The 10826-nt window shown below is 69.0% G+C and carries 10 protein-coding genes and 3 pseudogenes; 4 read left to right on the forward strand and 9 right to left on the reverse strand.

Annotated elements, in window-relative coordinates; translation table 11 throughout:
* From ABZ281_RS19930 to ABZ281_RS19950, 5 genes and pseudogenes are all read right to left on the reverse strand, one after another.
* The coding region (locus ABZ281_RS19930; protein ID WP_356657218.1) for a DoxX family membrane protein at positions 1 to 1370 on the reverse strand (1370 nt) is incomplete at its 3' end.
* 128 nt (positions 1371 to 1498) lie between these two features.
* Positions 1499 to 2173, reverse strand: a pseudogene (rlmB, locus tag ABZ281_RS19935) (23S rRNA (guanosine(2251)-2'-O)-methyltransferase RlmB); the annotation flags it as partial.
* Positions 2174 to 2234: 61 nt separating this feature from the next.
* A pseudogene (locus ABZ281_RS19940) lies at positions 2235 to 2711 on the reverse strand (alpha/beta fold hydrolase); the annotation flags it as partial.
* Between the two features lie 438 nt (positions 2712 to 3149).
* A complete protein-coding gene (locus ABZ281_RS19945) occupies positions 3150 to 3341 on the reverse strand; it encodes a hypothetical protein (RefSeq protein WP_356657220.1) in 192 nt (63 codons plus the stop codon).
* A gap of 634 nt (positions 3342 to 3975) precedes the next feature.
* On the reverse strand, positions 3976 to 4965 hold the full coding sequence (locus ABZ281_RS19950) for an alpha/beta fold hydrolase (protein WP_356657222.1): 990 nt from the start codon (positions 4963 to 4965) through the stop codon (positions 3976 to 3978).
* Positions 4966 to 5210: 245 nt separating this feature from the next.
* Here ABZ281_RS19950 and ABZ281_RS19955 point away from each other — a divergent pair, with 245 nt between their 5' ends.
* On the forward strand, positions 5211 to 5885 hold the full coding sequence (locus ABZ281_RS19955; RefSeq protein WP_356657224.1) for a TetR/AcrR family transcriptional regulator: 675 nt from the start codon (positions 5211 to 5213) through the stop codon (positions 5883 to 5885).
* An 88-nt stretch (positions 5886 to 5973) separates the two neighbouring features.
* On the opposite strand, the gene ABZ281_RS19960 is transcribed toward ABZ281_RS19955, so the two are convergent.
* Positions 5974 to 6666: an STAS domain-containing protein gene (locus tag ABZ281_RS19960; RefSeq protein ID WP_356657226.1), complete on the reverse strand. Its 693-nt coding sequence runs from the start codon at positions 6664 to 6666 to the stop codon at positions 5974 to 5976.
* A 253-nt stretch (positions 6667 to 6919) separates the two neighbouring features.
* Positions 6920 to 7303: a helix-turn-helix domain-containing protein gene (locus ABZ281_RS19965; RefSeq protein WP_356657228.1), complete on the reverse strand. Its 384-nt coding sequence runs from the start codon at positions 7301 to 7303 to the stop codon at positions 6920 to 6922.
* A gap of 83 nt (positions 7304 to 7386) precedes the next feature.
* Between ABZ281_RS19965 and ABZ281_RS19970 the strand changes: the two genes are divergently transcribed.
* From ABZ281_RS19970 to ABZ281_RS19980, 3 genes and pseudogenes are all read left to right on the forward strand, one after another.
* On the forward strand, positions 7387 to 8031 hold the full coding sequence (locus tag ABZ281_RS19970) for an NAD(P)H-binding protein (protein WP_356657230.1): 645 nt from the start codon (positions 7387 to 7389) through the stop codon (positions 8029 to 8031).
* An 81-nt stretch (positions 8032 to 8112) separates the two neighbouring features.
* Positions 8113 to 8511, forward strand: coding sequence for a nuclear transport factor 2 family protein (locus tag ABZ281_RS19975; RefSeq protein ID WP_356657232.1), 399 nt, complete (start codon positions 8113 to 8115; stop codon positions 8509 to 8511).
* Between the two features lie 152 nt (positions 8512 to 8663).
* Positions 8664 to 8813 (forward strand): annotated as a pseudogene (locus ABZ281_RS19980) (transposase); the annotation flags it as partial.
* A 24-nt stretch (positions 8814 to 8837) separates the two neighbouring features.
* Here ABZ281_RS19980 and ABZ281_RS19985 read toward each other — a convergent pair.
* On the reverse strand, positions 8838 to 9680 hold the full coding sequence (locus tag ABZ281_RS19985; protein WP_356657234.1) for an alpha/beta hydrolase: 843 nt from the start codon (positions 9678 to 9680) through the stop codon (positions 8838 to 8840).
* A 108-nt stretch (positions 9681 to 9788) separates the two neighbouring features.
* Positions 9789 to 10604, reverse strand: coding sequence for an oxidoreductase (locus ABZ281_RS19990; RefSeq protein ID WP_356657236.1), 816 nt, complete (start codon positions 10602 to 10604; stop codon positions 9789 to 9791).
* Positions 10605 to 10826: the final 222 nt, after the last annotated feature.

A 10826-nucleotide genomic window follows, 5' to 3' on the forward strand; every position in this document is an offset into this window, starting at 1 on the left:
GTCCGCTTGTCCTGCCGCTTGCCGGGCTCGCCCGGGAGCGGGGAGCCGGGCAGTTCGTTGCGCGGGGCCTCGCCGGGGCCCGGGACGACGACCCGGTCGGCGTCCCGGACGGCGCCGCCGAGCAACGAGCCGACGAGCAGGGTGATGCCGGTGGCGATGGCGGTGACCAGGGCGCCACGGCGCAGCACGTAGCGGCGCAGGTCCCAGATGTCGGCGCGGGGGCCGAGCCGGCGCCAGGCACTGCCGGCGAGGCGGCCGTCCACGGAGTAGACGGGGGCGCCGGCGATGATCAGCGGGGACCACGCGGCGAGGTAGATGATGTCGGGCGTCTCGTAGGCCGGGACACTCTTCCAGCTGACCGTGACCAGCAGCGCGGCCGACAGCAGGGCGCCGAGGCAGGCGGCGACGCGCTGCCAGCAGCCCAGCACCGTCAGGACGCCGACGATGACCTGCGCGAAGGCGATGACCAGACCGGCGCCGACCGGGTGCTCGAGGGCGAACTGGCGCAGCGGCTCGGCGACTTCCCACGGGTGCAGGGTGTTGAGCCACTTGACCATGGAGCCGCGCTTGCCGCCTTCGAAGTAGACGGGGTCGCACAGCTTGCCCATGCCGGCGTAGATCGAGATGAAGCCGAGGAACACGCGCAGCGGCAGCAGGACCACGCCGAGGTTCATCCGGCGGCCCGGGTAATAGGAGTGCCGGGCCGGGTCGTCGCCGTGCCGCTTGGCCCGTCGGCCGGTGTCGTCCGCGTCGGTGTCGGACTCCTCGAACTCGCCGTCCGCGTAGGCCGGTTCGTCGTATGTGCTGCCGACGGTGCGCATGGGCGGCAGCAGCCGGGTGCCGTCGGAGGGCTCGTGGGTGCGCTGGGGGCCGACGGCCGGGGTCTCGACGGTCTGGGCGAGGTCGTCCCCGTAGCCGTCGCCGCCGTAGCCCGCGCCCTGGGATCCCGGGCTGTCGTATCCCGGTCCCACGCGGGAGATGACCTGGGTGGCTCCGGTGTCCGAGGCGGGCTCGTCGGCGTGGCGGACGCTCTCGTGCCGCACGGCCTGCAGGAGCCGGTGCGCGCCGGTGTCGTCGGGGGCGGATTTGCCGCTCCAGACGACCGGCCGGCGGCGGGCGGCGGCCCCGTCCGCCTCGCCCCTCACCTGGGGGATGCGGGCGGTGTCCTCGGTGGCGGTCAGATGCCGTGCGACCCGGGGGGACTGGAGGCGACGCGTCGATACGCCCAACTGCACGCGGAAGCTCGCGTGATTGACGATGACCTGCGCCGGGTCGCTCGGCACCTTCACCATGCTCAGCGCGGGAGCGTCGTCGAGTCCCGACGAGCGGCCCCCCGTGGGTGTGCGGGGTGTTCTGGTGTCCACACTCATCTAACCGAGTGACGTCGGGTTAGGACACTGCTTTGACCCGCCGGATCTGTCCGGACCCCGTCAAGCTTGTCCTCGTCGCCCCGACGACACCGGAATCACCCCGTACAGGTGAAGTTCCGGACGCCTGTTCAGCTGCGTCGGCGGGCCGCCTCGTACAGCACGATCCCCGCCGCCACACCGGCGTTGAGCGACTCGGCGCCGCCCGGCATCGGGATCCGCACCCGGTGGTCGCAGGTCTCCCCGACCAGCCGGGACAGCCCCTTGCCCTCGCTGCCGACGACGATGACGACGGGGCCGTCCAGCGCCGGAAGCTCGCCGACCTCGGACTCACCGTCGGCGGCCAGGCCGACGACGGTGATGCCGGCCTTCTTGTACGCCTCCAGCGCCCGGGTGAGGTTCGTGGCACGGGCGACCGGGGTGCGGGCCGCCGTACCGGCGGACGTCTTCCAGGCACCGGCAGACATACCGGCCGCACGGCGCTCGGGGACGACCACGCCGTGCCCGCCGAAGGCGGAGACGGAGCGGACGACCGCGCCGAGGTTGCGCGGGTCGGTGACACCGTCGAGGGCGACGATCAGCGGGTCCACACCCTCGTCGTAGGCGGCGGACGCCAGGTCCTCGGGGTGGGCGTACTCGTACGGCGGGACCTGGAGGACCAGGCCCTGGTGGTTGAGGCCGTTGGTCATCCGGTCCAGCTCGGGACGCGGGGCCTCCATGAGGTTGATACCGCCGCGTTCGGCGGCGACCTGGAGGGCCTCGCGCACCCGCTCGTCGTTGTCGATGAACTGCTGGACGTAGAGGGTGGGCCTCCGCCATGGCTGTCTGGAAGAAGAACATGTACCAGCTGCGTCGCTGCTGGTCACCGTCGGTGGCGAGTGCGGTCAGCACTTGTCGGGGATGGGGAACCGCCATAGTGACAAGCTTGCGGACACGCCTCGCGTCGAGGCTCGTAGCCGCGTACGCCGCCCCGGCGCCGAAGTCGTGACCGATGAGATCCGCCTGCTCGCGCCCGAGCGCTTCGATCAGGGTCAGGACGTCCTGGCCGGTCGAGGTAATGCGGTAGGAGCCGTCGGGGGCCGCGCCGCCGGGCCAGTATCCGCGCTGTGCGGGCGCGACCGCCCAGTACCCTTCCTGCGCAAGGCGGTCGAGGATCCCTGTCCAGCTGGCGGCATGGTCGGGAAACCCGTGGAGGAGTACAACGAGCGGCCCGCTGCCAGCCTCAAGGATCGGCACCTCCACTCCGCCTGCCAAAACCGTCCGATGACGGACGCGGTCGCTCCCCTGGGACCCCGTGGCCGGGGAGTCCTCGCCGAAGGGCGGTCGCTGGGTCGTCTGTGTCATGAGTTCAATCTCCAAGCCGCCTTCGCGGTGTCGCGGTCCGGCAAGCCCGGACCAAGTAGCAAGTAAGCGGCGTAGGTGATCGCGTACGCGCTGAGCACGCAGCTCAGGTTCGACAGCGAGCTCTCGTGGACACCGCGGCCGATCTAGGACAGCCCGACGTTCGTGATGTACAGATCCCGTACGGCGATGAAACTCGCCGTCGCCAGGATCAGACCGGGCCTTGCCGGCCTGGAAGCGTCGCAACGCCGGGCGGCGCGGAGGAGTTCAAAGGCATGGGTTGCCCTCAATCGCGCCAGGCGTGCGCGGAGCCTGGCCGGTGAGCCCAGGAAGTTGTGTACTGAACAGTCAGAAATCTAGGTGGTTCTGTACCGAGTTGTCAAGTGCGATAGGTTGGCCCTCGCCCACCACGGCGATGCCCGGAATGTTGAGTTTGGGCTTTTAGGTGATCACGGGCTTGGCCAGCAGCAATGCACCGATCAGGGCGGGGGCCGCGAAGGCGGCGTTCACGTACATCACCCACCGCCACGACGCCCATTCGGTGAGCATGCCGCCGGGCAGCAGCCCAAACCGCTCGATGGTTTCGCCGCCAAGATGGCCCTGGAGCTCGGCGCCTTCGACCCCGAGGTGCAACGCCTCGCCAACGACGGTTTCTCCGTGGTCGCGACGGCGGTGGCCGAGTGTGTGCGAGCGGCGCAGCCCAGCGGCTGCTGAGAAAGGGCACGGCCGGCCTTGTCGCACAGGCGGCTGATCCAGTCGGCCCCCTTCGACGCCCCGCAGGCACAGTCCGTAGGCTTACCCGCCGCCGGGCGGTCGTCTGGGCGGTTACTGTAGCGAAAAACTGCCCTCGCATTCAGTCGAGTTGCTCCACTGCGTGAGCGATATCGCCGGGCTTGAACCGCACGGTCAGTCGCCGAACGCCTCGCCGCCGGCAGGCGATGGTACTTCGGCCGCCGCTCCGCCAACTCGGACCGCGTTTGCACGAATTCGTGCCAGTGCTCCGCCTCGGCGCCCTCGTAGAGCTGGGCGCCGTCCCCGCGCCGCGTACTGTGCTGCGGATTGGGAGTCGCGGGGCCGACCCGGCGGGCCATGCCGTCCCACCCCACGCGGCGGCATGCGCGAGGTCCCCGACGCGGAGCACCGCCACGTCACACGAGAGGTAGGTCCTCACCCGGACATGCCGGAGAAGGCTACGACCTTGTCGATGTGGGCGCCTCACTCACGTCGAACGGCCGGCTCCGCACACGCGGAGCCGGCCGTTCGGCCTTCAGGTGCGCACGGACGTCTGCAGGAAGAGTTCGAGCAGTGCCAGCAGCGTCTCGGGAGCGTCCTCGGTCGGGAAGTGGCCGGCGTTCGGAATCTCGACCACGGGTGCGTCGGGGTAGCTGAGCCGGAACGACGGAATCACGTACTCGGGCAGCAGCGCGGTGTCCCGCATCCCGACCGCCAGCATCGCCGGCACGGCTCGCAGCGCGGCGACGGCTTCCATGGGTGGCGGGCCGGGCGGGGGGCCCTGCGGGCCCTCCAGAACCTGCCGGGGGAAGGCGATGACACCGCGGCACTCCGCCGGGGTCGGGAAGGGGCTGGAGTACGCGCGGATCCAGGTCGGCGTGGCGATCTCGGGCCGGGCGACATGCGCAAGGTCGATCATCAGGTGGGCGATGGTGTGACCCGCGTTTCCGAGGATCTGCTCGAACGAACCGTCCGAGAGCGCCGACTGGGCCCACTGGAACCACCGGCTCTCGGCGCCGTTGGCCTTCATCAGATCGCCGATGCCCTCGGCGAGAGGCAGCACGGTGTTCACCGCGAAGATCCGGGAGATCCGGCTGGGATTACGCAATGCGAACTCGGTGCCGATGGGGCCGCCCCAGTCACGGACCACCAGGGTAATGTCCGTGAGGTCGAGGGTGTCGACGAGCAACGATTCGAGATTCAGGACGTGTTCGCTCGCGTCGTACGTGCGGTCCTGGGGCGTCTCGCTCTTGCCGAAGCCCATGTGGTCGGGAACGACCACCCGATGGTGACGTGACAGCGGCCCGATCAGATGGCGCCACTCGTAGCCCCACGTGGGCTCACCGTGCAGCATGACGATCGTCTGACCGGGCCGCTCGGGGCCCTCGTCGACATAATGCTGACGGAAGCCGGCAGCCTCGTTGAAACGGGCGGGATACGGCCACGTGCCGTCGAACGTCTCGTCAGCGGCAATCGCGGGACCCGTGCCTTCCCGTGCGGTGTTGTCCGTACTGACCGTGCTCATGTGGTCCTCCGAAGTATTGGTTCTGAAGCAGCCTTCATCGGCTGGCTCGTTCTTGCGCCGAGCTGCGTGCGACGCCCTGAACGTCATGAGTTCAACGTCCAAGCTGCCTTCGCGGCGTCGCGGTCCTGCAAGCCCGGAGCGAGCCTGTCCGGCACGCTCAGGATGGTTGTGTACTGAACAGTCGGAAACGTAGGCGGTTCTGTACTGAGTTGTCAAGAAGGGTGGGTCGGCTTTACCTTCGGTGTATGGCGAGACCACGAAGCTTCGACCCCGACCACGTCCTGCATGCCGCCGAGCGGCAGTTCCGTACCACGGGCTACAACGGCACGAGCGTCGACGACATCAGCGCCGCCACCGGCCTGGGCCGCGGCAGCCTCTATGCCGCGTTCGACGGCAAGCACGGCGTGCTGCTGGAGGCGATGGGCGGGTACTTCGCCCGGCTGGGGCAGTTTGCGCCGAAGGCGCTCGCCGGACCGGACGAGGGCGCCCTGGAACGACTGCACGCGTACTTGCTCCGCGCCGTCAACGGGGTGCCACTCGCCGCCGACGTACCCCCCGTCCCCGACCGGGCGGCGGCGGCCTGCTTCGCCGCCAAGATGGCCCTGGAGATCGGCGCCTCCGACCCCGAGGTGAAACGCCTGGCCAACGACTGCTTCTCCGTGGTCGCGACGGCGGTGGCCGAGTGTGTGCGAGCGGCGCAGCGCAACGGCGACATCGCCCCCGACGCGGATCCCGACGACCTCGCGTACCTTCTGCTGACCATCATCCGCGGGATCGATGTCGTAGGCGCGGCCGGCCACAGCCCCGCCCGCCTGACCTCGATAGCGGAGAGCGCGTTCGCCTTGCTGCCCCGCCCACGCCACCACCGAGAAGGCGCCGTGCCTTCCAGTGACTTGGCCCAGCAGGAGACGCTTGCATGAAACGACGTACATTCGGGGCGACTACCGCATCGCTGGCCGCCACCCAACTCGCCGGGCCCGCCTACGCCGCTGCCGGTTCAACCGCCGGTCAGTGCGCGGTCGTCGCCCGCTTCTGGGGCTCGACGTCGACGGGTGTCACCGTCTCACGCCACGGCCGTAGCTTCGTCAACTTCCCCCGCTGGGACGACGACGTCCCGTTCACCGTCGCCGAACGGCGGCAAGGGAAGCCGGTGGCGTACCCCAACGCCGAGGTGAACCGTGAGGACGCCTCCGACCTGGCCGGGCACTTCCAGTCGGTGCAGAGCGTCGTCGTCGACCCGGCCGACCGGCTATGGATCCGCGACACCGGAAACCCGCTGTTCGCCGGGTCCTCCTGCGGCGGCCCGAAGGGCGTCCTGGACTGTGGCGAGGGGGGCGAAGAGCTCGCTGAGGCCGGCGGCTTTGAGGATCCGCAGGTCCCAGGGATGGACACAGACCAGTGCCAGGTGGCCGCCTCGTCCAGGGCCCTGCGCCGCGCCCGGCAGAGCAGACCGAGGGTCGCGCAGTCGAGGAATTCCACCGGCCGCAGGTCCACGGTCACCCGTGCGCCCTGCCGGGCCGTGGCGGCGTCGCTATGCGCGCGGACTTCGGGGACAGTACTCAGGCCGATGGCGCCGTGGAGTTCGACCACGGTGATGCCGTGGTGAAGGTAGGTGCGCGCAGGCCGGAACGGGGCCGGCGGCCCTCCCGGTATGGAGTCGTCGCGCTGCCCTGACGCTGCATTCGTGCCCTGGATGTCCATGGCGGTTCCCGGCGTGTGGCCCCCGTCGCAGGAGGGTTCGCGGTCGTCGGACCGTCGCCGGGGGACTGGGGGCAGTTCCACCACCGTAGGCGGGTGAGCCGAAGCTCAGTAGTGGTCACCTGCATAGCCGGTTGAGCTGCTGAATAAGACCGGTCGAAGCAGTCTGGTTGTCGCCACTGAGGCACGCGACTTGTCGCAAACGCTCATTCGGCGTGCATGGCGGGCCGTATCTCGCAGTTGGGTTACTCGGTGATCAGCCCGCGAACCTGTCCGCGGAGCGGGTGTCGTGGGCCTTGCGCGAGGACAGAATCTCGTCCACGTGCTCCTTGGCCCAGGTGCTGATCGGCTTCACGACGGGCCGCAGGGAGTGGCCCAGCGGGGTCAGTTCGTACTCCACGCGGGGCGGGACCTCGGCGAAGACCGTGCGGGTGAGCAGGCCGTCGCGTTCCATCCCCCGCAGTGTGTAGGTGAGGACCTTGGGCGTCACGTGATGAAGCAGCTCCCGCAGTTCGCTGAACCGCTTGGGGCCGTCGCCCAGGTTCAACACGATCAGCACCGACCATTTGTCACCGATGCGGTCGAGCACCAGCCGGGGCGGGCAGCAGATCTCGGAGTCGTCGGCAGCTTCTTTCACCATATCCAAAGGGTACTTCAGTATCTTTGAAGTAACCAGTATCTCATTGATACCTTCTCGGGGAAGGCGTGTGCGCGGCACACGCGATGACTACAAGGAGGTCGTGGGATGCGCATCTTGCTGTCGGAGCCACCGGGATGATCGGCAGCCGGAACGCTGCCGAGGCGGGCAAGCGGGGCCACGAGGTGACCGGTGTCGCGCGCAGCGGGAAGGACGGCACCCTCGCGGCGGACGCGAGCGACGCCGACACCGTCGCGCGCCTGGCGGCCGGCCACGACGCGGTGGTCCTGGCGGTGTCACCGCCACAAGACGGCATCGAGGCCGCCGAGTCACTGCCGGAGGTGGGCCGCGGCGTACTGGACGGCGTACGCAGGGCCGGGGTGCGTCGCCTGGCCGTGGTGGGCGGCGCGGGCATCCCGGAGGTCTCCCTCGGTGTACGGGTCGTCGACACCCCCGGGTTCCCCGAGGACGCCCTGCCGCCGGTTCGCGCCCAGGTGACGCTTTTCGAGCTTGTCCGGGACAACGCCGACGACCTGGAATGGACCTGCCTCTCCCCGCCCGCGGTGATCACGTCGGGCGAGTGCACGGGCGCGTACCGGACAGGCGATCACCAACTGCTCAGCGACGGCGAGGGCAACAGCCACATCAGCACCGAGGACTACGCCGTCGCTCTCGTCGACGAGTTGCAGCGGGGCGAGCTCACCCGCCGCCTCGTCCACGTCGCGTACTGACCGGCTCACACAAACGGAAAAGTTGGCACGTCACCGGCACGTGTGGCGTGGGTTGCCAACCAAGTATCAAAGGAGCACCACATGACGAACAACAACAGCACCGCCGACGCGGTCGCCATAGTCGAGGCGTACATGCAAGCAATGCAGATCAAGGACACTGACACGATCTTGCGGCTCTACGCCGACGAGGCCGAGATCATCCCCGAGAACCGGCCCAGCCTGCGCGGCCGCGACGCCGTTGCCTCCTTCTACGCCAGCACCTTCGCCGCCATCGGGATGGAGGTCAACGTGAATGTGGTCTCGACCGAGGTCTACGACGAGATCGCGATCGTCCGCTCCGAGCAGCCCGTCACGGTGATTGCCGTGGCCGACGGCACTCGCACCCAGGCCTACTTCCGCGAGCTGTTCGTGCTGCGTCGCACCCCGGACGGGTGGCGCATCCACAAGTACATGTTCTCCCAGAACCCGGCGCAGGCCTAGCTAGAAGCCGGCGGTCACCGACCACGGTCGCGAAAGGCGCACAAGCCCGAGGATCTGGGCCGACTGTGGCTCGAGCGCGCCGAGACCGGGGACACCGACGGCATGCTCGCGCTGTACGAGCCCATCGGGGCCCTGTACTTCCAGGGTTCGACCAGCACCGGCTACAGCGGCCGTTGGCCGCCGATCTCCGTCGGCCCTGGGAGAAACCCACCGAACCCGCCCGGCTCACCCCGGCCCGGGTTCGGCGAGGGTTCAGGAACATCCGAGCCCACCTGCTCTGCCCCGCCCGTGTTCCCCAACCTCGTGGCGCCGGGTCGAGTGATCCGCTACTCGGCCCATGCCGCGATCCGTTCTGCGATCGCCTCGGGGGCCTCGATGTGCAGGAAGTGACCGACGTCGGGGACGACCTCCAGCGCGTGCGGGGCGGCGAACCGATGTCGGTCGTCGACCTGCGGGGGGAGGATGCAGCCGTCGTCGGCACCGTGGAGGTGCAGCAGGGGCACCTCGATCGGCTGAGACAGGCGGCGCGCCGCCTTGAGCATGCCGGGTCGCATCATCTCCCGGTAGTACTTGATGGGCGCGGGCATGCTCGCCCGCAGGTGCTCGTGCAGCTCCGCCTGGACAGCTGGATCGAGCGAGAGGCCGGGCGACCACTGACGCCAGAGGCGGTCGATGAGGGCGAGATCGCGGGCGCTGGCCATCCACCCGCTTCCCGGCAGTTGAAAGAGCCCCATGTACCAGCTCCGGCGTAGCTGAGCGGGGCGCGGCCGGGTCACGAACGTGAGTGGGTGGGGGATGGCGAGCGCGACCGCGCGTTCGATCCGCTCCGGCGCGGTGACGACGGCATCGTATGTGATCATGGCGCCCCAGTCGTGGCCGACCAACTCCACGGCTCGCCCCGGAGACCAGCGGTCGATCAGCGCGAGCACGTCGCCGGTGAGGGATGCGAAGTCGAACGGCCCCGCGGTCGGGGACGGCGCGTAACCGCGAAGCCAGGGTGCGACGACGTGACGGCCGCGGCGGCCGAGCTCGGCGAGGAAGGGCTTCGCGGTCGGCGGATGGTCCGGGAAGCCGTGCAGGACGACCGTCGGTTGACCATCGGGATCACCACCCTGCAGCGCGTGAAAGGTGCCGTGTGGCAGGTCGAAGGTGACGTGTTCGAACTCCATGTGTGTCAGCCTTCTTCAAGAGTGGTCGGACGAGAGATGCTGATGCTGGCTTCGGTGTCTCTAGTTTTGGACATGTGCGTCTCCTCAGGCGCCGGGTGTACTGCGGGGTCAGCCGGCCAGTCGGTTGAGCTTGCGGATTTCTCTGTCGAAGGCGCGCGAGGGCACGATCCGACGCAGGAGGCTGACGCGTTTGGCCATGGGGCCGGCGGTGTAGCGGAGCTTGGGCTTGGAATCGGTGGCGGCCGCGACGATCGCCTTCGCGACAACGTCCGGGTGGTCGGCGTTGCGCAGGGCCGTGGCCAGCACGTCTCGGGAGACCTCCCGCTGTGCGGCGTAGATCGGCAGGGGCGAGTCGGGTTCCATGCTGCTCGTCTCGAAGCTTGTGCTTGTGTAGGCCGGCTCGATCAGCAGCATCCGGACGCCGTGCTCGCGAAGCTCGTGGTCGACGGACTCGGAGTAGCCCTCGACTGCATGCTTGGTGGCGGCGTAGGCGGCCATGAAGGGGGCTGGGATCAGACCGAGGACCGAGGAGACGTTGAGCACGCGGCCAGTGCCCTGGGCGCGCATGTGGGGCATCACTGCGTTGGTCATCCGCATCAGGCCGAATACGTTGACGTCGAAGACCTCCTTGGCCTGGTGAATCGAGCTCTCCTCGCCGGCGCCGACCGCGCCCACGCCTGCGTTGTTGACCAGGACGTCGATCCGGCCGAACCGCTCGATCACCTCCCCGACCAGGGAGCGGACCGACTCGTCGCTGGCCACGTCGAGATCGAGGAACGTCACCCCGGCGAGCGGCTCGGCCTTCGCCGCGTTGCGGCTCGTGCCGACCACCGCGAAGCCGGCGCCCACGAGGGCGAGCGCCGCCGCCCGCCCGATCCCGGAGGAGGCGCCCGTCACAAGGGCCACTGGGTGAGTTGTCTGCATGGTGGTTCCTTCGGTTGTGGGCATGACTTTGTCGTGCGCTGTGCGGGATCGCCCGCGCTGAGGTCGACACGGTCCGCACCGGTCCTGCAAGCCGGACCAAGCCTGTCCGGTGAGCTCAGGATGGTTGTGTACTGAACGGTCAGGAACCTAGCCAGTTCTGTACTGCCTTGTCAAGAAGGGTGGGTCGGCTTTACCTTCGGTGTATGGCGAGACCACGAAGCT

The organism is Streptomyces sp. NPDC006265 (assembly GCF_040613555.1).
Taxonomy (GTDB): domain Bacteria; phylum Actinomycetota; class Actinomycetes; order Streptomycetales; family Streptomycetaceae; genus Streptomyces.